The following is a 26585-nucleotide window of genomic DNA, read 5'->3' on the forward strand; positions in this document are numbered from 1 at the left end:
AACAAAGTTTTGCAAAAGAAAAAATCAAAGATTTTTTTAACTTATGTGTTCTTTTTTACTGCTGTTAATCAACTTAAAATAACTTATGCGTTAATCTTTTGTGACTTTTGACTCCGTCGAATCTTCGATTTGTGGTTGGAATAAGAATTGAAACAACTTTATTGTTAATAAATTATAGCGCGTCTGCAACTAAGTGAATATTCAAATCAAAATTATTGTAAATCAGCGTGTCACCAAGGTTGGTGAAGAAATTGGATGATCTGAATTTGATATTGAATTTTGTTCTGTCGATGACAATTTTAGTGTCTAAAACAGCAATGTTGTCTGTTTTAACGATCTGTAAACTTGTAATAATGGAGTGGGTGATTCCTTTAATGGTAAGGTCTCCCGTTACATGATAAACATTAGTTTCACTTGGTTCTGCATGCTTGATTTCGAAAACGGCATCAGGAAACTGATCTGAGTTAAAGAAATCATCAGAAGCCAAATGATTGGCAAATTGGGTGTTGGTTTCAGTATCTTCTATGTCAAGGATTTTAATCGATTTTGTGTTGATTACAAATTTCCCTGAAGAAAGAATGTTATTTTCAAAAGTGAAATTTCCTTCTTTTGCTTCGATTGTTCCGTTATGGATTCCGGTTACTTTTCTTCCGATCCATTCAACTAAGCTGTTTTTGCTGTTGACTTTAAAATTTTTTGTATCCATTTTTAATTGGTTTTAAATGATGATACAAATGTCAGTCGATTGAAGAAAAAAGTTACGTGACCTACATCACGAAATATGAGGAAGCTTAATATTTATTTTTTATTTCTCGCAGATTTTGCAGATGATTGCGTTAAAAAAATCTGCGTAATCTGCGAGAGGTATTCTTATTTTTAAACTAAAGGAGTGCAAAGATTAAGCTAATAATGATAATTAATACGTTCGCAAGGGCGTTTCACTTAGCTAAGGTCGCATTTTGCCGTTGCTAAACAAAGTGCCGTTTGCGAACGAAAAATGTGAACTATTATAAGATAAAAACCTAGCGTGCTTAGCGTTAAAATCTCAATAAGTTTAGATTTACTGATGTAGTCTGCTTAACGTCTCTCTTGTGACTCCCAAATAGGCTGCAATTAAGTGTTTCGGAACCAAATTGTACAATTGAGGATACAATGCTAAAAGCTCTTCATACCTGAATTTGGCATCGTTATTCATAAAGGAAAGAAGTCGTTTTTGGGTGGCAACATACCCTTTATTCGTTCGCCATCTGAAAAAATGTTCAACCTCATGAATCTCTTTGCAGATTTTCTCTCGGTCTTCATTGGAGATGGATAAGATGCTGGCATTGGTAATACAGTCAACGTTAATAGTTGCTCTGTCTTTAGTATAGAGTGCATTGAAATCTGTAACCCACCAGCTCGGCATGGCAAACTGAAGAATAAACATTTTCATACTGTCATTTAAATAAAATGCTTTCAGACAGCCATCCAGAACGAAATATTCATGGTTTACGAAATCTCCTTCTGTAATCAGCATTTGTCCTTTTTTTAAATCAATCCTATTAAAATGTGAAAAAACATAATCAAACTGTTCATCGGTAAGGGAAGCAAATTTTGAGATGTGTTCTTTTAATAGGTGCTTAGCATCAATCATAATGGGTAATTAATATTCAAAAGTAAAGTTTTTTATTAAAATAATTTTTACTTGAAAATAAGTTGTTGGAATAAATTTTAATAGTTTTGAATATCAATAGAGTAAAAGACTATTTTCTTGACTCATTTCATTTTTATTTATTTTTTTAACAAAACCTATATTATAACGACCTATTAAAAAATTAAACTATGACATATTTAGGAATTATTATTTTCATTGGATTGGTCACCTTATTTGCCTCTTTTTTTACGGTAAAGCAGGAAACAGCGGCAATTGTTGAACGCTTAGGAAAGTTTCATTCTGTACGCCACGCGGGATTGCAATTAAAGATCCCATATTTAGATAGAATTTCAAAAAGAATGAATCTTAGAATTCAGCAATTGGATGTTATGATTGATACTAAAACGTTGGATAATGTTTTTGTGAAAATGAAGATCTCTGTTCAGTTTCAAGTAATAAGAACACAGGTTGGGGATGCCTTTTACAGATTGGAAAGTCCACATGATCAGATCACATCTTATGTTTTTGATGTCGTAAGAGCTGAGGTTCCCAAATTGAAATTGGATGATGTTTTCTTGAAAAAAGATGATATTGCAATTGCTGTAAAAGCAGAGCTTCAGGAAGCCATGCAAAGTTATGGATATGATATTATCAAAGCATTGGTAACTGATATTGATCCGGATGAGCAGGTAAAGCATGCCATGAATAGAATTAATGCGGCAGAAAGAGAAAAAACAGCTGCAGAGTATGAATCTGAAGCACAAAGAATTAGAATTGTAGCTGTTGCAAAAGCAGAAGCTGAATCTAAAAAGCTTCAGGGGCAGGGGATTGCTGACCAAAGAAGAGAAATTGCAAAAGGGCTGGAAGAGTCTGTAAGAATGTTGAATAATGTAGATATCAATTCTCATGAAGCATCAGCTTTGATTGTTGTTACACAGCATTATGATACCTTACATTCGGTAGGAGCCAATAACAGAAGTAATCTTGTATTGTTGCCAAATTCTCCTACTGCCGCAAGCGGAATGCTTAACGATTTGGTTACCGCTATGACGACAGCCAACTCGGTAGGTGAAATGACTAAAGGAAAATATCCGCCTCCTCCAAAAGACCACGAACATTAATTTTTTTACATAAAAAAACTCCGATACTATCGGAGTTTTTTGTTTATTTAGCCTTCTTCTTTGAGATTTGCTTTACTAGAATGTATTCTTCATTCACGCCTTCAATGGGCTGTTTTGCTTTTTGGGTTTTCACTTGGATAACATATTCAAAGCCTGGTTTGTAATTAAACCCTTTAATTGGGTTATCAAAATCGCTCCATTCTTTTTGTGCTTTACTAGTCTTTACCTGATAGCATGCTCCTCTTTGCGTGATTCCTATGCAATTTCCTTTTTCAGGACCAATGATAAGGGTTTGGGTTTTAGCTTTGATTTTTTGAGCTGATGCAAATACTGAAGACATCGCCAAAATACCTGTTAAAATTAAATTTTTGCTTTTCATTGTGTTAAAATTTTAGTTAATCTATTTTTTAGTTTTAGAAACTTGTTTCACTAAAGTATATTTGATTGAAGAACCGTCCATCGGTGGGTTTTGAATTTTTTCAGTTTTCACTTTTAATACATATTCATAACCTGGTTCGTAGGTAAACCCTTCAATATTGGTGTAAAAGTTAGTCCATTCTCCTGAAGGTGTTTCTTTCACCTGAAGACATTTCATAGGGGCAACTCCTGTACAATCTGCGGTTTGTGGACCAACAATAAATGTTTTTTCGTCTCCGCTAGCAGCTTTCGATGCTGTTGTACATTGAGTGATAGCGAATACTGTTGCTGCTAAAAATGTTCCTTTTACAATAGTTGTAATACTTTTCATAACTCTGATTTTGAATTTTACCTGACAATTACTGTGCCGAAATTTTATTTAGGCAATCAATATTAATGATCTGAAATTTTCTGCGCTTAGTTTGTTATGCCAAATGTATCTAAATATAATGACGATTTCAAAGAATGAAAACGATTGATATTTTGTTGCTAACAACTATTCTAGAGGTTGTTTAGGAGTGTTAATTCCTCTGAATTTCTGTTGACCAATCAACAATTCAAAGAATAATCTAAAATCTGAGATGAGTGACCAAAGAGGATATTTAAAGGTTGCAGGTTTATTTTTCTCGATTACTGCATGGCTGAACCACGCAAATCCGTATCCGAAAATGGGCACATACCATAAAAATCTTTCTTTGCCTGAGTTGATTACATACCCAATGACGAAAAACACAAGCAATGTTCCTATAAAATGAAAAATACGAGTGCCTAGTTTACTGTGTTCTGTAAGATAGAATTGATAGAATTCTCTGTAGGTTTTTATTCTTTCAGACATGGTTTTTTAGTTTAAAATTGTTAGGAGGGATAAAGCAATAAGTCCGCCAATTTTTAAGCAAGGGTAATAAAAGCAAAAAGGGCAAAACTGCGATCTCACAATTTTGCCCTTTTATTATATTTTAATGTTAACTTTTTGAAAACTAAGCCTCTCTAAGTTTACTGTTTCTATATCCGTAACAGAAGTAGATCACTAAACCTAAGGCGAACCAAAGTCCGAACCAGAACCAGTTTTCATGGCTCATTCCGGTAAGAAGATATAAGCATGAACTCAAACCTATCAAAGGAATTAATGAAAAATTCTTTATAAAAGTAAAGATACATAGGATTAAATTGATTACGATATAAACAACAATTGAAGCTCTAAACTCACCTTCTTTAGGATCATGCCAGTCTTTTAAACTGTGGAAGAATTCCGGTTGCCACATATAAAAACCAATTAATCCACCGATAAAAATAACAGGGAATATGATCTTTCCATTAATATAAGGAAGGTGAAATCTGCCTTTAATCTTCTCTTTGGCAGGAAGCATTAGAACCCCCGCACATACTAAAACGAAAGCGAAAATAGTTCCGATACTTGTAAAATCTAAGATGAAAGTTTTATCTGTAAATAAGATGGGTACTCCTACAGCGATACCAGTAACAACGGTAGCAAATGAAGGCGTTTTATATTTGGGGTGAACTGTCTTGAATTTTGCAGGCATTAATCCGTCACGGCTCATCGCGTACCAGATTCTTGGCTGTCCCATTTGGAATACCAATAATACGGTGGTAATGGCAACGATAGCAACAAAGGAAACAACAAGTTCCATCCAGGCAACATTGGCATTTGATTTTTCAAATATGAATGAAAGAGGATCTCCAATCCCATCAAATTTTCTGTAATCAACCATTCCTGTAAGAACTAATGTTAAAGCAATATAAATTACGGTACAAAGAACCAATGAAATGATCATTCCTTTTGGTAAGGTTTTCTGAGGATCTTTTGTTTCTTCTGAAAGTACACTTAAGGCATCAAAACCAATATATGCAAAGAAAACTCCGGAAACGGCACTCATAACTCCTGCAAAACCATTTGGCATGAAAGAAGCAACGTGGGTCTCTGGATTTACTGGCGTCCAGTTTTCTGTATTAATGTAAGCAAAACCAACTAAAATCACTAAAACGATTACGGCTAATTTTAAGATAACCAATGAATTATTGAAGTTTTTACTTTCCTTCACTCCAACATAACATAACCAAGTAATTAAGCCGTTGATAACTAAAGCAGGTACGTCAACGATGAATTTTAAGCTTCCGATAAGAGGAGCCGATTTCCAGGCGTTAAGAAGGTCTTTGTTTTGAGAACCATTCATAACCGCTTTTTTAGCTTCGGTATAACTGCAGGTTAAATAATCGGGGATGTGCATTCCGAGTCGTTCGAGAAAGCTTGTGAAGTAATCAGACCATGAAAAGGCAACATAAATATTTCCGAAAGAATATTCCATAATTAAAGCCCAGCCAATGATCCAGGCTATTAATTCTCCAAAGCTGGCGTAAGCGTAAGTGTAAGCAGATCCGGCAGTTGGAATTCTGCTGGCAAATTCTGCGTAGCATAAAGCGGTGAAACCACAGGCAAAACCGCAAATCAAATAGAGTAAAATAACGCCGGGGCCTCCTCTGAATACGGCCTCGCCCAAACTGCTGAAGCTTCCTGCTCCGATAATAGCTGCAATACCAAAAAATACGATGTCCCAAACACCTAAAACCCTCAAAAGATGAGTGGATGTATCTGTCTCTGAGTAGTTTTTTCTTCTAAAAAGTTGATTCATTAAATGTCTATATTGGGGTTGAAAAAAACAAATGTAATTATTTCCTAGAAATAATTAATGTTTTCTTAATGTTTCTTATGGGAAAGTTAATTAATATTAAAAAACAAACTAGCTATTAACAATATGTTAAAACGCTTGTCTATGCAATATCTTTTCAATATTTTCGTTGATGAATTGTGGATAAAATCTGCCTGAAATTTAAAATACTTAGCCTTATTTTATGGCTTACCCATTTTAAAATTTGATATTAAATGAAATCAAAAAAAATACTTTTAGCAGCTGCTGTATTTTATTTCGGTATTTCCGAGGGACAGCAGTCTCAATACTTTACCCAGCAAGATAATTACAGGTTTAATTTAGCCGAAAATCTTTATCAGACCAAAATATACAATGCTTCTCAATACGAATATGCAAGACAATATTTTTATAATCAAAACTTGTCTAGATCGAAAAAAGAAGCTGCTCAGTTTTTTGATAACGTAATTGGCGTTATTCTTCAGAAAAATCATGCTGAAGATGGGTTAACGGCTTTTATGAAAGAATATCCGAACTCTGCTTATTTTGCACAGGCTAATTTGCCGTTGGCAGATTATTATCTGGCGAAAAAAGATTTTGAAAAGGCATTAGAAACTTTGAAAAAAGTAAATCAATATCAGCTTTCAAAAGAGGAAAATACACAGTATATTCTGAAATTAGGGTATGCTAAATTCATGATGGGTGATTCCAAAGGGGCTACAGATGCATTGGAAGAAGCATATAAAACAGCAGATGAATCTCAAAAAGGAGACATTGCTTACATGTTGGGGCATTTATATTATTCCAACAGACAAAACGATAAGGCTTTCCAATATTTTGATTCGGTAAAAGATCAACCTAAATTTTCGAAACTGGTTCGTCCTTATTATGTGCAAATGTATTATAATGACAAGGATTATGATAAAGCCATTTCGGAAGGAAATCTTTTATTAAATGAAGATATTTCGGCTGCTTACAAAGCGGAGGTTCACAAGATCATTGGTGAAAGTTATTTCATGAAAAAGGATTATACTTCTGCATATCCTCACTTAAAAGATTATCTGAGTGTTCAGCAAAGCCCGTCTGAAAATGACCTTTACGAAATGGGATTTGTTGCTGCTCAGCTTAAAAAATATGATGAAGCGGTTTCTTATTATAACCAATTGGTGAACAGTAATTCTGCTTTAGCTCAAAATGCCTATTATCAGCTAGGAAATGCTTATCTGGCGGTTGATAAAAAGCAAGAGGCACTTTCGGCGTTCCGTTCGTCTTATCAGATGAATTATGATCCGAAGGTTAAAAAATTGGCCCACGAGCAATACGCGAAGTTAAGTTACGATATTGGAAATCCGTTTGAAAGTCCATCAGCGGTTATTCAAAGCTATATCAACGAAAATCAGAATGCCTCAAACGCTTCTGAGATGAGGTCACTTTTGGTGAAATCATATTTGTATTCAGGAAACTTTAAAGAAACATTGAAAGCTATCGACAAGCTTCAAAGTTCATCTCCTGATATTGATAAAGTAGATCAGGAAGTTTCTTATCTGTTGGGAACGGAAGAGTTCAACAAAGGAAATTTTGACGAAGCTGAAAAATATTTCCTAAGAAGTTTAGGATTTAATATTAATAAAGAATTTAATAGCAGAGCTTTATATTGGTTGGCTCAAACGTATTATCAGAAAGGAAATTATCCTTCTGCAATTACACGCTATGAAAAATTGCTTACAGAAACCTTCCCTGAAAAACAGCAGTTGCCTTATGATTTAGGGTATGCATATTTTAAATCTAAGAAATTTGATCAGGCTGAAACGTATTTCAAGCAATATTTAACCAATCCGAAACCTGAGTTTAAAAATGATGCAGAACTTCGTTTGGCAGATATTCATTACGCGAATAATGACTTGAACGAAGCCATCGCGATCTACGATAAAAATGAAGACGCAACAGATTATACTTTATTCCAAAAAGCAATGGCTTTAGGATTTAAAGGAGATACTCAGGCGAAGATCACTAATCTAAAAAATCTTTTATCTAAATATCCTGGTTCTGAATATTACGATGATGCTCAATATGAAATGGGAACGGCTTACGCTGCTCAGGATGATTTCTCTAATTCTAATGATTTCTTCGGAAAAGTAATTAAAACTTCTTCGGATAAAGATTTGATAGCTAATGCATCAATCTATAGAGCTCAGAATTATATTGATCAGAATCAAAATGACAAAGCGCTTTCTGAACTGAAATCTTTGGGTGAACAGTATAAAAATACTGCCTACGCTCAAAAGATCGTTCAGGCTGCAAAACCAATCTTTACGAAAAGTGGGGATGTTGCAGGATACGAAAGTTTCGCTAAAAATATTGGAGTAAATGTAGACGCTTCTGAAATTGACGAGATTAATTTATCAACAGGAAAACAATATTTTACCAAGAAAGATTACAAGAATGCTATTTCTTACTACGAAAAATATTTAACACAAAACCCAACAGGAGACGGACTTTATCAAGCTAAATATGAATTAGGAGAGAGTTATTATCAAACTAAAAATATAACAAAAGCTCTGCTTGTTTTACAGGAGGTTGCAAATGTTCAGAATGATTATCAGGATGACGCACAAACTCGTTTAGCTCAAATTTTTGTTGCGCAAGGAAATAATGCAGACGCTAAAAAATACTTGGAGAATCTTAAAAACTCATCGGATATCAATATTAAAAACTACGCGAATGTAGAATTAATGAAGATGTATGCTGATGAAAAGAATTTCTCTCAAGCTGAAAAATTAGCAGATGCTGTAATCTCTAATAATAAAAACTCTGCCGCAGTGATTGAAACTGCGAAAGTGATTAAGGCTAGAAGTTTGATGAACTCAGGGAAAGATAAAGATGCACAGGCTGCTTATGCTTCTCTTGAAAAATCATCAAACACAGAAGTGGCGGCGGAAGCATTATATTCAAAAGCATTCTATCAAAACAAAGGGAAAGCATTTAAATCTTCCAATGAAACAATCTTTAAGCTGGCAAACAATTATTCTTCTGAAGAATTTTGGGGAGCAAAAGCTTTGGTACTGATGGCTAAGAATTATATTGGCTTAAAAGATAATTATCAGGCAAGTTATACTTGTGATCAGATCATTTCTAATTACAAAGACTTCCCAGAGATTGTGGCTGAAGCTAAAGAGGTTAAAAAACAGATTAAAAAGTAACATGTACGTCGTATTCATGTAGAACGTATTCATAATTGCTACGTTTTACTTTAATACATAAATACAATACATAATGAACAGAAGAATTCAAATATTATCTATATTATTTTTAGGAGTTTCGCAGATTGCGTTTTCTCAGATCAAGGAAGAAAAGCTGATTCTTAATAAAAAAAGAGAACCGGAAGTTAAAAAGATCGAGAAGAAAAAAACTTCTGTGGAAACGATTAAGAATTATCCACCAGAAGAGAAATCTCAGAATCCTGTAAAATATACCATTACGGATGTTCCTGCAGTTTCAGATTTTAAAACATCTACCATTCAAGGACAAGATGTTACTCCTAAATTTGAGGGAACGGCTCAAAATAATTACATCCAGTTTGGAATGGGTAATTATGGAAAAATCTTGGGAGATATGAATGTCTCAAAAACGCTTCAAAATAAATTGGAAGTTGGAGTAGATGCTCACTTTCTTTCAACGTTAGGATTGAAGAAAGAATATGCTTGGGATTCTAAGCAAAGCGCAGCTACAATTGGGGCTTTCCTAAATTCTTATGGAGAAAAAGGAAAGTTTAACCTAAACGCTGAATATGGTTTAACTAACAACAATTACTATGGTATTTATGCCTTAGAACCGGCAGCAAATATTGATTTGGATCAAAGAGTTAATCAGTTTAAAGTAAACGGGTACTATGACTTTTATTCTAATGAAATTTTAAATGATGTAAGAGTAAAATCTTCGTTCTTGAAAGATCATTTTGATGCACAGGAAAATCAGGTTTCTATCTTGGCTAATTTATCTAAACACGGTGTGGATGTAGGTAAATCCGGAATTGTTTTAAATGCAGATCTAGGAGTTGGTTTAGAAGCGGTAAAATCAGAATTTGATATCAGAGATAAAAACTCATCTAATTTTGTGAATACGAGCTTAACTCCGAAAGTAACGTTTAGAAAAGGAGATTCTTACTTAATGGTAGGTTCTTCATTTTCATTCTTGAATGCCAAAAACAATAATGCGTTGATGGCTGAACAAATGAAAAACAATAAAGCGTATTGGTTTCCACAGGCTGAATTCCAGTTTGCAGCAGCAAAAGAATTTAAATTTTATGGTGGAGTAGACGGAGGATTAAAATTAAATACTTACTCTGATCTATTACAACAGAATCCTTTTGTCTTATCTGACCAGACATTGAAACCTACCGAAACAAAATATCATTTTTATGTTGGTTTAAGAGGAGATATTGATGAAACATTCAAATATGATTTCTCTGCAGGTTTCGGAAAAATGAGAGATATTATGTTCTTCAAAGCAAATGGTCTGTTTGATAATAGATATACGCTTGAACGTTCTGCTTACAACTATGCTAATACGTTCTCTGCGACCTATGATGATGGAAATGTAAGCGATATTAAAGGAAGTGTGCAGTATTTTCCACTGGAGAACTTAATTGTAGATGCAGATGTAAGATTTACAAAATACAACCTGAAGAATTACGAAAATATCTACAACGTTCCATTGCTTAATGCGAGTATTGGAGCTAAATATACCATGCTTGATAAAAAATTATTGCTAGGTTTCAAAGGTATTTTTGCCAGCGACAGAACAACGAACTCTTTTGCTATTGAGGGAGTTGGAAGTCCGATGATGTTCCAGTCAACAGAGAATACCAATGACAAAGTAGGGGGGTATGCAGATTTAAATCTTTCCGCAGAGTACAAAATTCACAAAAATTTCAGTATTTTCGCACTAGGAAACAATCTTTTCAACTCAAATTACCAAATGTACAAAGGATATAAAGTTCTTGGTGCACAGATTTTGGGAGGTGTGAAAATTACGTTTTAATAATAAAGAATGAGTAATTGGTAATGAGCCAATATTTTAAATAATTTATTACCAATTACCCATAAAATCGGCTTCGTAGTTCAACTGGATAGAATATCAGATTTCGGCTCTGAGGGTTGGGGGTTCGAACCCCTCCGAGGTCACCCAGAGGGAGAAAGCATTTTTTTTATTGCTTTCTCCCTCTTTTTTATTTTTTAACTTGTTGTTAATGAGTAGTATAAGGGCTGCTGCAGAATTTAGTTTAGGTGTTCGAAAAGCTATTTCTTGAAATTCAAGTTTTTCAGTGAAAATCGAACACAAAATCAATCTTTTTGTTTCAATATCACCTGTTTCATAGAGTTTTGAGAGATTTGGAAGTGATTTTAATGCACCGTCAAGTTTCTGCCTAATATCTATATTTTTACGGGTTAATTTTTGATTTTGTAATTCCATTTCTAGATTGTCAACTTTTTGTTTACTGTCGTTTTTAATTATTTCATAATCTTCATAATCTAAACGATCTTCCAAATATTTTTCCCTTGCGCTATTTAATCGGTCATTTAACTGTCCAATTTGGGTTGAAATTTCCTTTTTTTTTATATCTACACTGTGCTGGATATGTTTAAAATTAGCCAAGATTATTTCTCGTAATAATTTGCTTGCACCTTCGTTATATTCAAATTTTTTAAGCTCACTTTCAAAGGCCTTATTGACAACATCTGAACTGTATCGGTATCCACATTTAGAATTACAATGGTAATAGTAATAAATGTTTTTTTTTCCTTTTGAACCGCTACCTGAAATATTGGAACTGCATTTTGGACATTTCAAAAAACCTCGTAGAGGAAGCTGTTCAATAGAAATTATTTTTCCTTTTGGCCGTTCATTCTTTTTTTTGTTGTTAAGAACACATTGAACCTTGTTAAATATGGCTTCTGATATTATGCCTTCGTGTTTTCCTGCAACAATACAATCATTTTCATCTTTATATGCTTTGATATAAACTTTTCCACAATAAATTGGATTTCTTATTGATCTATAAAAGGATGTGCTACTTATTTCTGAACCACCCATCGTATTCATTTTTAGTCTGATCTGATTTGCAGCGTGAATACCTTTGGAAAGCTCATTAAATGCCCAACGCATATTAGAAGCTTCAGGTTCTTTTAGAGCAACATATTTTCTACCTTCTTCAGTACATTTATTGATGTATCCATAAGAAGCGGTACCCATAATACGACCTTCCTTTTGTGCTCTTCTCATACCATAGAATGTATTTAGAGCTCTTCTGTCATTTTCAACTTCCGGTGCTGCGAGATATATAGCTAGCATCATCTTATTTTCAGGAATAGACATATCTAAAGGCTGCTCAATTGCTTGTGGTGAAATATTGTTATTTTGCAATAACTTGATCATCTGATAGGCATCTCCTGCGTTTCTACTAAATCTATCCCATTTTGTAAATAATACTATATTTGATTTTACACTTCTTTTTTTTATATAATTAATATATTTGATCCACTCAGGTCTGGTGAAGTTTTTTGCTGAATGATCTTCAAAGATTACTTGTCCAATAGTAATTTGATTTTGATTACAATATTTTTCCAGTCTTTCCAGCTGATCTCTTTGAGAATAGCCTTTTTCTGCCTGTTCATCTGTAGAAACTCTTATATATAAATCTGCTATCTGCATAAGTGTTTGTTTGTTATTAACACGTTGGTTGTTAGTGCAATATATGAAAATTTATTTTACAATAAATCCGTTTATAATGAGTTCAGCTATATGATGAAGTAATTCTATAACTTCTTTCAGTTCATCTTCAGCTAAACGAAGTCCTGACTCAGAAAGAATTTTCCTTGATTTTTCTACAGAAATTTTTTGTAAAATATACTTACGGCACGTATTTCTTTCAACGTCTAATTCTCTTTTTTGAGACCTTTTTTGTGAAGAAGTATTTTTCATAACCATCTGTCATATTTATTTCTTATCTCTGAGATAATCTCATGATTCAGATGAATTTATAATACTGAATTTTAAAGAATACAGTTATGACGTTTCGATGAAATATTTGTCTTTAAATGTCTTCTTGCCATAAACAATCTTACTCAACAGCTGTCCAATTTTATCAAGACTATTTTATTGTTCAAAAATATAATCAGCTGGGAGTAAATTTAATTGATTTTTATGTAAAATATGTTTCATAAGAAACCGATTAAAAGGCAGCTAAGGTATAGCGGTCAGCCTTTCCATTTGCCAACCAAAAGACTACGGCATAAACGGCTTCCTCCCTAAAGGTACCCTCCAATTATTCCGTTTCCTTTTGGTTTTCCCTTTTTTCCGCTAAGATTATCTGCTTTCTTTTTTTCGGTTTTTCTTTTGAAAAATATTCATCGAAGGATGGATAGGTTTTAAGAGATAAAACAATGATGAGATAGAAAACAAGTCAATATGTACAATCTTAAAAAACAACGATTATGGACATTATCGAAATGTTGACAAAGAATGCGAAAACCTGCAATTTGTTCAGTGAAAATAGAGTAAGAAAGAAATTTCTAAATCCATATATAAGGGAAACAATGAGGAGGATTATTTCCCTTATTACCATCATCAAATCATTTTCTAATATCAAAACAATTATATCATGGCACACCAATTAAATTTCAACAATAGAACAGGAAAATATTCATTTTTCAGTGTGAAGGAAAAAGCGTGGCACAATTTAGGGCAAGTGGTAGAAGAATATCCTACAAGTGAAGAAGCGATAAAATTTGCCGGTATTGATTATGAGGTGGAAAAATCACCGCTTTTTACAAAAGTTTCTGAAATTAAAGAAATGGACGAAGTTATGGAATTAACTGATTCCGAATTAGAAGTTCCTGATTATTTCGCTAACATAAGAACAGATAATAACATGGTCTTAGGAGTCGTTGGAAAAGACTATCAAATTGTCCAGAATCATGAAGCCTTTGTATTTTTTGATTCCATTGTTGGAGGTGGAAATGGAATTTTCTATGAAACTGCAGGTGCACTGGGAGATGGCGAACGAATATTTATTACGGCTAAATTACCCGATTATATTCGAGTAGGAAACGGGGATGATGTTACAGAAAAATACATATTTCTTACCACATCTCATGATGGTAGCGGAAGCATAACAGCTGCTTTTACGCCCATACGTATCGTTTGTCAAAATACTTTAAATGCGTCGTTGCGGAATATGAGTAATGTTGTAAGAATTAGACATACAGCTGGAGCAAAACAGCGTTTGGATGATGCTCACAAAGTAATTGGATTAGCAAATATGCTGAGCAATGAGTTAGAAGCAGTATTTAATCATTGGGCTAAAATCAATGTTAATGACAAAGAAATGAAAAAACTTATTCAGTTGGCCTTATGTCCTAACAAGGAAACATTCGATCATTTACAAAAGGGAAATTTTGATGAGCTGTCAACCGTTTTTAAAAATTCTGTTGATGACGCTTTTATGTACGCTATGATGAGTGATACCCAACAAATGGAAACCACAAAAGGAACTTTGTTTGGAGCATACAATGCAGTGACAGGTTATTATCAAAACGTGAAAAATTATAAAAATGATGAAGCGAAATTACAGTCTATCGTATTGGGAGGTACAGCACAATTAAAATCTCAAAAGACTTTTGATCTTTGCGAAAAGTTTGCTCATCAAGGTGTAGATGCAATTTTTATGAATTGATTTTTAGAATATTTTTTATCATTTTTAAGTACAGGAAATAAGAGTCTCTGCTGTACTCAGAGCAAGAAAGATGAAATTCAATATCGTAAACGAAATAAAATTAAGCTATTCTCGAAAAGGGAATTCAGAGAGACTAATTACAAATTCAAATGATGCTGTTAAGGTGTTCAGAGAACATTTTGACAGTGATGAAATTGATTACAGAGAATCATTTTACACACTTTACTTAAATCAGGCAAATAAAGTGCTGGGGATAAGAAAGATTTCTGAATCTGGAATTTCTTCATCATTAGTAGACGTAAGAATTATTATGCAGGCTGCACTTTTATGTAATGCTTCATGTATAATAATAGCTCATAATCATCCATCAGGAAATTTAAAACCATCAGTGGAAGATGTTAAAGTTACTCAAAATATAAAAGAAGCTTCAAAATTACTTAATATACAACTGCTAGATCATTGTATTTTGACATCCACTGAATATACTTCTTTTGCAGACGATGGGAAACTATAGATTTTTGACGAAGAATAAGTAAACGAGAAAAGCGGAATTTTTTAAATTACCGCTTTTTTATCACCATTTTTTAGCGAAAAGATAATTCCTCTCTTTAGTCGGAAACATCTTTTCGCTTATTACATAATAAAATCATTTTTGTTGCCTTGCTAAGCTCCTGCTCAAAAAAGATTTACATCAAAAGGATTCTAATTATTTGTATTTATACATATTCTGTAATCATTAACTTAAATAGGAGTAAAAGTGTATAAACTAATCTTTAATGTTAAATTGAAATTTAATTTCTTTCTCATTTCCAAAATTATCAATGATCCAGATTGTAAATGATTGTGATATTTCTGAAGTAGAGGTGTAGTATAATCTGAATTGTTTTTGTAATAATGGGTATAAGTCATTCGGTAAATAAGGCGTATTATTGAAATACTGTAATGTTCCCGATCCGTCATATTGAAAATACCTTAAAAAATATTGGGTTTCAGAATAGTCTCCCAAAGGTAACACTTGAAAACGTATTTCAACTGTTTCATCTTTAGAAATATTTTTCGGAGTTGGCATTACTGAAATTTCAAAAGGAAAATTCTGCTGTATTTGTAACTCGTCCTGGGTACATGAAGCAAGGCTGATCTCAAATAAAAATAAGATCAGTACACTATACAGAATGGAGAGAAACCCGTGGGCAATATTGATTGAGTTTTTCATAATAATTTTCTTTATAAATTAAATCGTATTCCAATACCGACTGAACATCTCAAAGGACTTAATGATGTATTCCACAAGTGTTGTAGTTTTCCAGAAGTAAGCAGTACAATCCGGTCGGAAAGATATATTTCCATGCTAAGTTTTCCGCTTACACCGTACACAAAAGAAGATTGATTTATTAATCTGGCACCATCATATAAAAGGAGCTCTCCTTTATTGATTTCTTCATATCCTGCCGTGGCAGATAATGAGGAATTGATCATCAAATTTCGGGTACGGTTGGCAATTAAGTTTAAACTGTAACCTGCCTCAGCAGTGTAGCTTTCAATACGAATTTCAGTGTTTCTGTACGGTATATTATCTCTGCTGTATTCTAATGTGTAACTATGATAATTTCCTTTTTTGGTATGAATGATTATACCTGTGTTCACAAAGTAATACTGTGAATCTGATGTAAACAATAATCCGAAATTTGCTTCTATTCCTTTTTGTTTCGGAAGCATACGTTGCGCTCTTACTGTAAGACTAAGCAATAGTAATACAATCATATAAATGAGTTTCTTATTCATCTTATTTCATTTTTAAGTGAATATCTCTAACTATTTTTGCATTGATCAGATCAATATTTTCAACTTCGATCTTCTGATGACGTCCCCCATTTTTTTCAAAAACTTCTATTTCCAGTATCTGATCATCAAACAGTGTGAATTGATCTAACAGATAGAGAACATTTGAGGAAGCTTGATTACTTACAGCGTTAATAATAGGATAGATGCGAAGAGGAGTTAATATTTTCTCTTGAATAATGGTACGTTTGAGATTTTTTTTATCTACAATTTTGAAGTTGATAAAGTCGATATCATACGATATATTACTTTTATTCGTCATTTGAAAAATAAAGTAAAACTTTCCTTCATATATATACAAAGACTTTAATAAAAACCGGATTCCAAAACTTTTGATACCGATATGCGTAATGGTTCTTTTAGGATTTTCATACAGCGTTTTCATAATTGCTTCATTAAGTGAAGATGAGTTTCCTTTAAGTTCTTCAAATTGTACATCCGTAGAATATTCTTTTTCTTGCGTTTGATGTAATTTAAGAAGATCATAATTCAGCGTATTAGGATGGGGACTATATAATACATCAAAATTGTAAAATTTACCGTCCTGAGTAATAATTGAAAAGTTAGTTTCTTCTTCAAAACCATTGATACCTGCTTTTATTCGGAGAACATTTCCCACATCTTCCGCTTTGTTGGCTATAAGATTTTCACTTCCTAAATCAACATATCGTATCGGTGATGGAAATATTAAATGAGTTGTTTTATTATAAGTTACTTCCAGTTTGAAAGGTTCTAATTTTGCATCGTTCAAGGAGGTAGATTCCTGCATTTCCTGAGAACTCAATAAGCTCATTGAAAATGAGAGTAAGATAAATACCAGCCATTTTTTTAGTATAATGTTCATTGTTTTAAATTTGTTATTTAACTCTTTTTTGAGATAAGAAAGACTTGATGACCTGCTTTTACAGTGACTTTTGAAAGCTTGATCTTCTTCTGAAAATATCCTGATATGCCTTGAACTGCCCCTTTTGTAAGATCTGCTGCGATCTGCTGCTGGGCAGATTGGGTCATCATAATATTCGTTCCTGATGTTTGACCCATATTGGCTAAGATATCGGTCATGGCATTTTGTTCAGGAGAGTATGGAACGTTAAGTCCCAATTGTCCGTCGTTGTCATGTATATCTATTTCGACCTTTTGTACGTTCCCATTATATTCAATAGTTGATATCTTCAAAAGCAATCTTCCTCCCTGAAATTTTCCGGAGGCTTTTAATATACTTCCTTCCGGGATTTTGCTTTTTCCAAGGAGCATTGTTTCTAAAAGTCTCAAGGATATAAAGCTTTCCTGGGTTACAATTTTAGTTTCATAAATCACAGCACGAATGCTGTTTCTACTTTTAATACCAGAAGTATTTTGCTCTATACCATGAAATCTATTTTGATTCAATTCGGTTAGAAAAATGCTGTCATTCATTTCTCGATACAAACTGGAGACAAGATTTTGTGTTTCAGGCTTTGCAGTGGTTAAATGAACTTTACTTTGGTTAAGTGGTGGTTCGGTAATTTTATGTTCTTCGTTCTTTTCCTGATTAACCGGAAGAGGTAGATATTTTGCAGCCATCTGATATGATTTTTCCATCAGTTCAAGTTGTTCATTGATTCCGGTTTTTGTCGGTTCCGCATCTTTTCGTGATGATTCATTCTTCAGTCTGTTGATTTCCTGTTTCAGCGTATTGATTTCCTGATCATCTCTACTGTAAAAAGAGCCTAAAGTCTGCTGTGCACTGTGATAACTGCTTACTGCATTCTGATCTGTAATACCTGTGTTTTTTGAATTATCAACAGAGTTTTCATTGATTCCTCTACCCATTGTGTTGTTCGCAGATCCAGGATCACTCCAATAATCAGATAGGCTGGTTAATGAATTTCTTTTTTCTCCATTTTTCTTATCCAGTAATTGTTGTTCATATGCTTTCTGCTTGTCCGACTGTAGTTTATCATCAGCCGCCTGTGGAATAGCTGAATTAATACCTGCATTTTCCATTTTCATTTTATCCTTCGGTTTAAAAATCAGATATAAACATCCCAGACAGGCAATAGACATCAAAAAATAGATGATGGGCTTCTTTATATTTTCCCATTGTAATTTTTTGTTTTCCTGTGATTCATTCTCTGCTAAAACTCCGAAACCATTTTCTATTATTTTTATATTGTTTTTTGTGGAATCATTCATTTTCTGATTTTTGTTGATGGTTAATAAGCTTAACTTCCGCTGATTCTGTCTTTACGTTCAATCCTCTCAGAACAGTACTGATATGTCCTCCAAGAGGAATGTTTTTACGACTCCCTTCTTTTAACCAATTCTGAAGGATAATACTAATGGTAAGCAGTGTATATCCTGTAAAAAATATTTTTGTTAATATCCGTTGGCGTTTTTCAGGTATTGCTTTCCAATGTTGTTCTACATTCTTTATATATTGATCAATTGCTTTATTCAACTTTTTCATAATGATTTATTTATCGGTCTACGGTTTCAACATCCTTATTTTCAACGACGTTAAATTTTTCAATGATAAATCCCTGAGGATTACTGTCTGATCGTACTGAATTAACCAATTCACAGTGGGTAATAAGGCTTCGTTTTGTAAGATTACTTGATCTGATAATGAATTGTCGAGCAAACGTTTTTACCTCATAAGGATAGCTGTTGAAATTGGCAACAACACTGTCAATCTCAATTCTTTGCTGTACATTTCCTGAGATGATCCTGTTATAGTACCCTTTTTCAGAAAGGTCTTTATAATAGTTGAAAGCAGATTGGTCAGCAAGATTGAATGCTCTTTTCATATTGCTTTCTATGGCATTTTTGTCGGGAGACATGGTAAAGAACAATTCATGAAAACGTCTTACATGTTCTCTAGCTTCCACAGGTCGGTTGATTGACATATCCTGAGAGAGTGCTACCATCAGTGATTTACCATTATCCAAAACATAAATTTTCTTTCGCTGCTCTTCTGCGAAATGGTAAGATTGATAAACAACTAAAGCAACCACACCAAAGCATAGCAGGGTAAAAACAAAGGGAAATAACCTGATTTGCTTAAAACTGTTTTCAATATTTCTTAAGATTTTAAATTCCATTGTGATGAGATTTTAATTATTTAAGTAATCTTCCAGATATATTTCCTATAGCTGAGCCTGCCGCGGCTCCCGCAATATTTCCCGATTTTTGTGCGATCTGATTTACATTGCGTGTGAAATTTCCTGCTCCGCCTGCCTGTATTATCCAGCCAGTAACGGTCGGAACCGTAAAATATCCTATGATTCCAATAATCATATAAATGATATAAACTGTGTTAGAAGTATCAGGAATAAAATTGGGATCAGCCAGCATTTCAATATCTTTTTCAATAATCAGAGATTGGATCTTAGCCAGTATCGCACTGAATATATCTGCAACCGGAAGCCATAGGTAAACACTGATATAACGAGTGAGCCACTGCGTTAATGTGCTTTGAAAACCATCCCAGACGGAGATGGCAAAAGCAATAGGTCCTAGTATAGCCAATACAATCAAAAAGAAAGTTCGTATCGTGTCAATGACAAGTGCGGCTGACTGAAATAAAATTTCCAAAAATTCACGAAATCCATCCCGAATATCTTTTTTAATAGAAAACATCTTTCTTTCAATATACATTCCCGACATCGTTATTAGGTCTGAAGGTGACCAACCCAGCTCTTCCAGCTTCTTATCAAACTCTTCATCAGAGATCAAATAAGCCATCTCGGGATTTCGTAACGTTGCCTCTCTTTCTAGCAGATCTTTTTTCTGCTGCAGCGCATTGAGATCTAAAACCTGACCTTCAAGCATTGAATGACTCCCCTGAACGATTGGACTTAATACACCATTGATACTTCCCAACACGATAGTGGAGAAAAACATGATACAGATTCCAATAGCAAAAGGCCGTAACATAGGAAACAGGTCAATCGGTTCAGCGCGGCTCAATGCCTGCCAAACTTTAATAGCCACATAGAATAATGCCCCTAATCCAGCGACGCCTTTTGCTACTGCTGCCATATCCGCACATAAAGGCATCATTTCTTCGTAAACCAAGCGCAATACTTCGTGTAAGTTATTCGTCTCCATTTTACCAGTATTTTTGATTTGAAGTTCCATACAGTTGTAAGACCCTTTCGGTATTGTTCTGTTTTTTAGCTCGTAAATAGCTTACAGAAATATTCTTGTTCGTGTAGTAGCGAACCAGATTGTGATACTCTTTGACCTCTTTGTATACTCTGTCAATTACATCCATACGTTCCTTGTCATTAAGAGACAGATTGGTTGTACTTACAATTTGTTTCAACTCTTTAAGAAGTTCTGTACTCTCTGTTAGTAGGGCAGAATATCCATTGGCAATAGCGGTAAGTTCCTGTGTATTAAAATTGGGATCATTGAGCATCTTTCCAAAATTATGAACATACATTTCGGATACATCACCTACAAGCAAGACGGTCTGCTGAACCTTTCGGGCATCCTTTATTAAATTATTGATGGCTTTAAGCTTATCATAATACTCTTTGCCTTGTTCGTACACTTTTTTAACTTCATTAAAATTTTTGACCACATTAGAGACGGTATTGGAAGTCTGCACAATTTCATTGGCAGAATTCAGAATTCCAGAGGCAAGATTCGTTGGATCGGTGACTACAAATTGTGCTTTCGCATAGGTTGTGGCACCAATAAATACTGAGATTAGTATTATTATATTTTTCATTGTCGTAAATTGTAAATGATTAATTTTCTTTGTTCGATTTTATTCTTCTAAGAGAAATCCTCTTGATGGCATGTTCCATATTACCGTCAAGTTCTGAAGCCAGATTCATGACTTCCAATTTTTCAGTTTCTTCTGTAGTGTAAGCGAGATACTCTTCTGTGGAGACTTCTGTTGCATATACTGCTGAGTGTGTTCCTCCTAATCCGATCCAAACTTCTTTATATAACCTGCCCGAATCATTATTCATATTAATAGAAAGAACCTGTGCTTTTTCCTTATCTGTAAGACCAAGCATAGCCTGAATATCATCAAACTTGTTCATGTACTTACGCTGATCCAATAAGATTTTACAGTCAGAACTGTTGATGATACTTTCTCTAACAATCGGAGAATGAATGATATCATCGACCTCCTGCGTTACCACAATAGCTTCGCCAAAGAATTTTCTTACAGTTTTGAACAGGTATTTGATGTATTCAGCCATTCCTTCTTTAGCAATAGCTTTCCACGCCTCTTCAATCAGTATCATTTTTCGGATTCCTTTTAGCCTTCTCATTTTGTTGATAAAGACTTCCATAATGATAATGGTGACAATCGGAAATAAAATTTTATGATCTTTTATCGCATCGATCTCAAATACGATAAATCGTTTGGATAGTAGATCAAGCTGCTGGTCCGAATTGAGGAGGTAATCATATTCACCACCTTTATAATACGGCTCTAAAACATTGAGAAAATTGGCGATATCAAAATCTTTTTCACGGACTTTCTTTTGCTCCAGAATCAACAGGTAATCGTCTTTAACATACTCATAAAAACCATTGAAAGAAGGAATGGTCTCATTTTTTTTGATTTGCTCGATATATCCGCTTACCGCATTCGATAAAGCAACTTCTTCAGAACGGGTAGGTGGTTCATCATCTCTTTTCCACAGGGTAAGAATCAACGTTTTAATACTTTCTCTTTTTTCTATATCAAATACGCCGTCATCGGTATAAAAAGGATTAAAGGCGATGGGATGATCTTCGGTATAGGTAAAGTAAACTCCATCTTCTCCTTTAGTTTTTCCCTTTATAAGTTCACATAAACCCTGATAAGAATTTCCGGTGTCTATCAAAAGAACATGTGCGCCCTGCTCATAATACTGTCTGACCATGTGATTGGTGAAGAATGACTTGCCACTCCCTGAAGGGCCCAAAATAAATTTATTCCGGTTCGTAATAATTCCCTGCTTCATCGGAAGATCAGAGATATCCAGATGAATCGGTTTACCGGTAAGACGGTCTGCCATTTTAATTCCAAAAGGGGACGGTGAATTCTGATAATTGGTTTCCTCAGTGAAAAAACATAATGCAGGTTCGATGAAGGTATAGAAACTTTCCTCACTTGGAAAATCTCCTGCATTACCAGGCATGCCTGACCAATACAATGTTGCTACATCTGTTGTGTTATGCCTGGGCTTACATTCCATAAGTGCTAACGCGCTTCCGGTATCATTTTTAAGCTGTTTGAGTTCAAAAGGATTGTCTGACCAGGACATTACGTTAAAATGTGCCCTAATGGATTGCAGACCATAAGAATGTGCCTCATTGAGATATTTTTCAATCCATTCTTTATTGATTTGATTGGCTCTGCTGTATCTGGCTAACGAATGCATATTTCTGGCAGATTTTTCAAATTTGCTTAAATTTTCATCACTGTCATCTATGAATAAATATTGATTATAAACATGATTACAGTTCAGTAAAAGTCCAACGGGAGAAGCAAAGGATAATAAACAGTCACTTCGGTCTGTGCTTAATTTTTCATATCTCATATGCGAGGATACACTCCCCGGAAGGTCATCTGTATCAGACAGCGTATGCATACTGATCCGATTATTACCAATCCGCATCTCTTCAGATCCCAGTGCCAAATCCTGAAGCGGAGTTGCTGTTTCTTTCGATAACGTAAGATACTGATCTAACAGTCCTGATTGATTTTGAGTTCCAGTGATCTCATCTGCTGTCATTTTTTCCATATGGATGTAGCCGCTGTCGTTCATAATCCTTTCGAATTGATCAACTGATTCCATGAATCTGCTGATCGTTTCTTTATCCCTTAGTTCTTTGGGAATAAGAGTTCCTTTACAAAGTGATGAAAAGTTACTTTGGCTTCTCATTCGTTCTTTACTCGTTTTGGTGATAAACAAGTAACAGTAGTGATTGAGAAAAGGTCTTTCATTAAAATGGCGTTCAAAAGATCTTGACAGAAAGCTTTGGCTGTCTTGTGACAGATCAGGTTGGTAGTTTTCTTTGATGTACCAATCCTGCTTGTGAACGATACTGAAATCAGGTAATGTTTTTATGGCTTTATGCCAGCTGGAATGAATCGCTTCATATTCCGCTGATGCCACCGTAAAAAGTTCAGGTAACCTCACCTTAAAACAAATGGTGATATCTGCTTCTTTTGAGATAATGCAACTATCTTCTACTGCCAGTAATGGAAATTTACTCTCCAGGGTTGATGTTTTGGAAGTATTTCTCATGCTGCCTCTTTTTTAGAAGTGATTCTGAGGATTCTGAATATGGGTTTTCGGTTAATGATGAATCGTGGGTGTTTCTTCCCAGCACGTAATTTCATCAGACCATGTTCCCCATATTTCCTGTTCAGTGAAAAAGTCTGTTTTATTAAAATGATGCTTGTTATACCTCCTGTAATAAGACAGATATAACTGTGGACGCCTGCCATATACATGATCATTAAAAGAATAAGTATTCCCAGTGATCCTCCTGCAAAAATAAACAGGTACTGTGCTTTTAATCCTTTAAACTCTACGGTTCTTCCGATGCCTTTGTTGATGTTATATGTATTCATCAATATCTTTTTAAAGGAAGAATGAACGGAGTATAGTTGCCGCTACGATGAGGAATATACAGGCGCCAAACCAACTTGCTGCCGTTTTGCTGGTGTCAGGATCTCCACTGCTGAATTTATTGTAGACCTTGACTCCTCCAATCAATCCGACTACTGCGCCAATGGCATAGATAAGTTGGGTAGCGGGTTCAAAATAAGAAGTTACCATTTGGGTGGCCTCATTGATCCCTGCCGTACCGTTGCCTTGGGCGAGAGCTGCTGTCGTTACAAGTAAGCTTAAACTTACCATCAGTAGTTTTTCTCTTTGTTTTTCCATAACTAAAACATGAAATTTATTATTGCGTTCCTGCACCTTACAGGTTTGCTGACAAAGATGTTATGGAAATAGAAGGATTCTGATAAATAGTCGTTTACAGGAGTTGTTTGGCACTCATTGGCTTCAGTTGATGAATAAAAAATGCCAACGTATTACAAGTTTTTTCTTTTCCAAAGATTTATTAATCAAATAAATTCTTCGATATCAAAATTGTTTAAATCATCTTTTAGGAATAAGGAAGTATGGATATCAGCTTCAGGAGGAAAGCTGTTATCTAACAGTTCTGCTATTTTTTGTGAGGCTCCCTCTATAGAGCTTTCTAATAAATTGAATAGTTCTGTACCGTGTATCTTTTGAAGTAGAGCTGTTGATGTCTCTTGCTCAGCTACGTATACTTTATCTTTTTGCAGGAGTATCTTCGCAGCATTAAATTCTTCACCGGTAATCCCTTGTGCTAAACTGTGGTCCGAACGTGAAATTCTCTGTTTTTTTAATTCTTCTTCCTCCACATTAAAATCAAGTTGGGTATTGGATACACTTTCCTGTTCTTCCTTACGGTTTTGAAGGTTATTTTGGTTGGATTCCACGTTTCTACTGTCAGGATTAATAGTTGGCTCATGAATCTGTGTTTCGATAAAATTCTTCTCTTTTGACAAGTTTATTACAGATTTAGGATGACCCAGCATGTGGGTATCCAGATTGAATTTTTCCTTTGCCATTTTTTGTTTCGAATTTTTTTTGAAAATCTTATCATGCAAAAGCAATGCAATGACAATTAGAAGACATAAGACGATGATCGTTTCCATAGCTATAATATTGGTTTGTATTTATCATTAAAACTTTTGATGATCTGATCCCCAAATTCTTGAAAGTGATAGGAGAGTAAATTGTCTAAATAAGCATAAATAGTGAACTTATCCTCACCAATAACCTGTACTATGCGAGATAGCTTTTCATGGAAATCGGGTCTTATATAAACGGTCTTACCATCACGGGCATTGGTATCCGTTTTTCTTAAAAAAGTGCTTTCGTAATCTATTTCAATGGTTCTTTTTACTTTGCTCTTTTCTTTAGGAATAAGTTTTTCCTGCGGTACTGTTTCAAACTTAGATTTTTCATTTTCTACGATATGTACTGGCTGAATCTCTAAACCTTCTTTTTTAACGCCGTCAACCATCAGATTCATCATCAGTTCTTCATCGATATCCGGTGTCATTTTTTTAGTAGTATTTTTCTCCATATCGCTATAATTGAATGATTTTTAAAAATTCATTGATAAAAAGATCCAGCTGACTGGCTTTCATCAAACGCTCATCTGGAGGGAGTAGTGTAGAACGGAAGACCACTTTACTATTCACTTCACTCTCTTTACGGAAACGACTGCTGTTCTTGACCTGGCTTTGCATCAGATTTAAGCCCAAATGTTTAATAAGTTGATTGTAGGTTTTATACAAAGGAGTGGTTTCTCGTCCATCAACCTGATTCCAAAAGAGATGGATTGTTTCTATAGAAGTTCCTCCTTTTTTCATGATAACATCTTGGAGCAGCTGTGTGAAAATCAGTGTACTCTCCATGACTAGGCGGTCTGCTGTGATTGGAGTGAAAATATGATGCATGGCTGCTAAGGCATTCAGAATGCCTGGAGTATTCACAGTTCCCGGCAGATCAAAGAAAATGATATCGACAGGGATAGAGGAGTTGCTTATAAATTCTTGAGCGGCATCCAATACGCTCTCAGCCTTACCTTGAATAATAGGGTATGCTTTTTTGTTGATGGTGGTAAATTGTTTATAAGCAAGCTTTTTGAGATTTTCATTTTCCATTACCGTTACAAGATCACGGGACCTCATTTTTATTAAGCTGTGTTGTGGAAAATCAACATCGAATACGGCAATATTATACCCAAGGCGATAATGCAAGATACTTCCTACTAAAGTGGTAAATGTACTTTTTCCGACACCTCCTTTTTGGGAAGAAAAAGCAATAAATTTTGTGCGGTGTTGTGAATTCATATTTTCAATATTTTTAATTATGTATGTATTGATGTATAGCTTCAGTTATATTTTATCTCATGTATATTGGTAGTATCTTAAAGGAATACATACGTATTAAGCTTTCTATACAGTTGCATATATAGGGAGAGCTTTAAGCAGGTAAGTACTATTGTGCCAATGTACTGATGGATGTACATACATTCGTTAATATAGAACTGTCTGCTCAGAGATCTCCATCTCAACAGATATCTGTCCTTATTCTTCTGCATGGAGGTCTATGTCAATATTTACA

General features: G+C 34.4%; 27 protein-coding genes and 1 tRNA gene. 6 read left to right on the forward strand and 22 right to left on the reverse strand.

Annotation, left to right across the window (positions count from 1 at the left end; translation table 11 throughout):
* Positions 1–172 precede the first annotated feature (172 nt).
* Complete coding sequence (locus tag BUB80_RS06635) at positions 173–706, reverse strand: YceI family protein (RefSeq protein WP_073292078.1); 534 nt, start codon at positions 704–706, stop codon at positions 173–175.
* Positions 707–1060: 354 nt separating this feature from the next.
* Positions 1061–1633 carry a Crp/Fnr family transcriptional regulator gene (locus BUB80_RS06640; RefSeq protein ID WP_073292080.1) on the reverse strand — a complete coding sequence of 191 codons (573 nt, stop codon included), beginning with the start codon at positions 1631–1633 and terminating at the stop codon, positions 1061–1063.
* Positions 1634–1821: 188 nt separating this feature from the next.
* On the opposite strand from BUB80_RS06640, the gene BUB80_RS06645 reads away from it, so the two are divergent.
* Positions 1822–2754 carry an SPFH domain-containing protein gene (locus BUB80_RS06645; protein WP_073292081.1) on the forward strand — a complete coding sequence of 311 codons (933 nt, stop codon included), beginning with the start codon at positions 1822–1824 and terminating at the stop codon, positions 2752–2754.
* Between the two features lie 43 nt (positions 2755–2797).
* Here BUB80_RS06645 and BUB80_RS06650 read toward each other — a convergent pair whose 3' ends face one another.
* The 4 genes from BUB80_RS06650 to BUB80_RS06665 all read right to left on the reverse strand — a co-directional run bounded on the left by BUB80_RS06650 (position 2798) and on the right by BUB80_RS06665 (position 5819).
* Positions 2798–3133 carry a DUF4377 domain-containing protein gene (locus tag BUB80_RS06650; protein ID WP_073292083.1) on the reverse strand — a complete coding sequence of 112 codons (336 nt, stop codon included), beginning with the start codon at positions 3131–3133 and terminating at the stop codon, positions 2798–2800.
* A gap of 21 nt (positions 3134–3154) precedes the next feature.
* Positions 3155–3502 carry a DUF4377 domain-containing protein gene (locus tag BUB80_RS06655; RefSeq protein WP_073292085.1) on the reverse strand — a complete coding sequence of 116 codons (348 nt, stop codon included), beginning with the start codon at positions 3500–3502 and terminating at the stop codon, positions 3155–3157.
* Between the two features lie 165 nt (positions 3503–3667).
* Entirely contained in the window at positions 3668–4006 is a 339-nt protein-coding gene (locus BUB80_RS06660) for an Mpo1-like protein (RefSeq protein ID WP_073292087.1), read from the reverse strand.
* Between the two features lie 142 nt (positions 4007–4148).
* The gene (locus BUB80_RS06665) at positions 4149–5819 is read right to left on the reverse strand and encodes an APC family permease (protein ID WP_073292089.1); all 1671 of its coding nucleotides are present in this window, start codon (positions 5817–5819) and stop codon (positions 4149–4151) included.
* A gap of 251 nt (positions 5820–6070) precedes the next feature.
* Between BUB80_RS06665 and BUB80_RS06670 the strand changes: the two genes are divergently transcribed.
* The 3 genes from BUB80_RS06670 to BUB80_RS06680 all read left to right on the forward strand — a co-directional run bounded on the left by BUB80_RS06670 (position 6071) and on the right by BUB80_RS06680 (position 11017).
* Positions 6071–9034 (forward strand): tetratricopeptide repeat protein, encoded by a 2964-nt coding sequence (locus tag BUB80_RS06670; protein ID WP_073292091.1) that lies wholly within the window; start codon positions 6071–6073, stop codon positions 9032–9034.
* Positions 9035–9107: 73 nt separating this feature from the next.
* Positions 9108–10874 carry a TonB-dependent receptor gene (locus BUB80_RS06675; protein ID WP_073292093.1) on the forward strand — a complete coding sequence of 589 codons (1767 nt, stop codon included), beginning with the start codon at positions 9108–9110 and terminating at the stop codon, positions 10872–10874.
* 69 nt (positions 10875–10943) lie between these two features.
* Positions 10944–11017, forward strand: a tRNA-Arg gene (locus BUB80_RS06680).
* Here BUB80_RS06680 and BUB80_RS24060 read toward each other — a convergent pair.
* Complete coding sequence (locus tag BUB80_RS24060; RefSeq protein WP_073292271.1) at positions 10971–12545, reverse strand: recombinase family protein; 1575 nt, start codon at positions 12543–12545, stop codon at positions 10971–10973. The two genes, BUB80_RS06680 and BUB80_RS24060, sit on opposite strands and share 47 nt — an antisense overlap.
* 51 nt (positions 12546–12596) lie before the next feature.
* Positions 12597–12815: a hypothetical protein gene (locus BUB80_RS06690; RefSeq protein WP_123905618.1), complete on the reverse strand. Its 219-nt coding sequence runs from the start codon at positions 12813–12815 to the stop codon at positions 12597–12599.
* Positions 12816–13494: 679 nt separating this feature from the next.
* Between BUB80_RS06690 and BUB80_RS06695 the strand changes: the two genes are divergently transcribed.
* The gene (locus BUB80_RS06695) at positions 13495–14568 is read left to right on the forward strand and encodes a DUF932 domain-containing protein (protein WP_073292095.1); all 1074 of its coding nucleotides are present in this window, start codon (positions 13495–13497) and stop codon (positions 14566–14568) included.
* Positions 14569–14638: 70 nt separating this feature from the next.
* The gene (locus BUB80_RS06700) at positions 14639–15082 is read left to right on the forward strand and encodes a JAB domain-containing protein (RefSeq protein WP_054509538.1); all 444 of its coding nucleotides are present in this window, start codon (positions 14639–14641) and stop codon (positions 15080–15082) included.
* Between the two features lie 252 nt (positions 15083–15334).
* Here BUB80_RS06700 and BUB80_RS06705 read toward each other — a convergent pair whose 3' ends face one another.
* The 14 genes from BUB80_RS06705 to BUB80_RS06770 form a co-directional block, all read right to left on the reverse strand.
* Positions 15335–15781, reverse strand: a complete 447-nt coding sequence (locus BUB80_RS06705) for a DUF3872 domain-containing protein (RefSeq protein ID WP_073292097.1) — start codon at positions 15779–15781, stop codon at positions 15335–15337.
* A gap of 11 nt (positions 15782–15792) precedes the next feature.
* Positions 15793–16350 carry a conjugal transfer protein TraO gene (locus BUB80_RS06710; protein ID WP_071254664.1) on the reverse strand — a complete coding sequence of 186 codons (558 nt, stop codon included), beginning with the start codon at positions 16348–16350 and terminating at the stop codon, positions 15793–15795.
* Position 16351: 1 nt separating this feature from the next.
* The gene (gene traN, locus BUB80_RS06715) at positions 16352–17251 is read right to left on the reverse strand and encodes a conjugative transposon protein TraN (RefSeq protein ID WP_073292098.1); all 900 of its coding nucleotides are present in this window, start codon (positions 17249–17251) and stop codon (positions 16352–16354) included.
* Between the two features lie 17 nt (positions 17252–17268).
* Positions 17269–18582 (reverse strand): conjugative transposon protein TraM, encoded by a 1314-nt coding sequence (gene traM / locus BUB80_RS06720; protein ID WP_073292099.1) that lies wholly within the window; start codon positions 18580–18582, stop codon positions 17269–17271.
* Positions 18575–18856, reverse strand: a complete 282-nt coding sequence (locus tag BUB80_RS06725) for a hypothetical protein (RefSeq protein ID WP_054509533.1) — start codon at positions 18854–18856, stop codon at positions 18575–18577. Before BUB80_RS06725 ends, traM begins: the two co-directional genes overlap by 8 nt.
* A 10-nt stretch (positions 18857–18866) precedes the next feature.
* Positions 18867–19490: a conjugative transposon protein TraK gene (traK, locus tag BUB80_RS06730; protein WP_073292100.1), complete on the reverse strand. Its 624-nt coding sequence runs from the start codon at positions 19488–19490 to the stop codon at positions 18867–18869.
* 16 nt (positions 19491–19506) lie between these two features.
* A complete protein-coding gene (traJ, locus tag BUB80_RS06735; protein WP_073292273.1) occupies positions 19507–20499 on the reverse strand; it encodes a conjugative transposon protein TraJ in 993 nt (330 codons plus the stop codon).
* A gap of 1 nt (position 20500) precedes the next feature.
* The gene (locus BUB80_RS06740) at positions 20501–21127 is read right to left on the reverse strand and encodes a DUF4141 domain-containing protein (protein WP_073292102.1); all 627 of its coding nucleotides are present in this window, start codon (positions 21125–21127) and stop codon (positions 20501–20503) included.
* A 19-nt stretch (positions 21128–21146) separates the two neighbouring features.
* Positions 21147–23654, reverse strand: coding sequence for a TraG family conjugative transposon ATPase (locus tag BUB80_RS06745; RefSeq protein ID WP_073292104.1), 2508 nt, complete (start codon positions 23652–23654; stop codon positions 21147–21149).
* Positions 23651–23983 carry a DUF4133 domain-containing protein gene (locus BUB80_RS06750; protein ID WP_073292106.1) on the reverse strand — a complete coding sequence of 111 codons (333 nt, stop codon included), beginning with the start codon at positions 23981–23983 and terminating at the stop codon, positions 23651–23653. The genes BUB80_RS06745 and BUB80_RS06750 overlap by 4 nt, the downstream gene beginning before the upstream one ends.
* Before the next feature lie 10 nt (positions 23984–23993).
* Entirely contained in the window at positions 23994–24299 is a 306-nt protein-coding gene (locus BUB80_RS06755; RefSeq protein ID WP_054510026.1) for a DUF4134 domain-containing protein, read from the reverse strand.
* 185 nt (positions 24300–24484) lie between these two features.
* A complete protein-coding gene (locus BUB80_RS06760; protein ID WP_073292108.1) occupies positions 24485–25105 on the reverse strand; it encodes a hypothetical protein in 621 nt (206 codons plus the stop codon).
* Between the two features lie 2 nt (positions 25106–25107).
* On the reverse strand, positions 25108–25539 hold the full coding sequence (locus BUB80_RS06765) for a DUF3408 domain-containing protein (protein ID WP_073292110.1): 432 nt from the start codon (positions 25537–25539) through the stop codon (positions 25108–25110).
* A gap of 4 nt (positions 25540–25543) precedes the next feature.
* Positions 25544–26311 carry a ParA family protein gene (locus BUB80_RS06770; protein ID WP_073292112.1) on the reverse strand — a complete coding sequence of 256 codons (768 nt, stop codon included), beginning with the start codon at positions 26309–26311 and terminating at the stop codon, positions 25544–25546.
* Between the last annotated feature and the right edge of the window lie 274 nt (positions 26312–26585).

The organism is Chryseobacterium polytrichastri (genome assembly GCF_900142445.1).
GTDB classification, from domain to species: Bacteria; Bacteroidota; Bacteroidia; order Flavobacteriales; family Weeksellaceae; genus Chryseobacterium; species Chryseobacterium polytrichastri.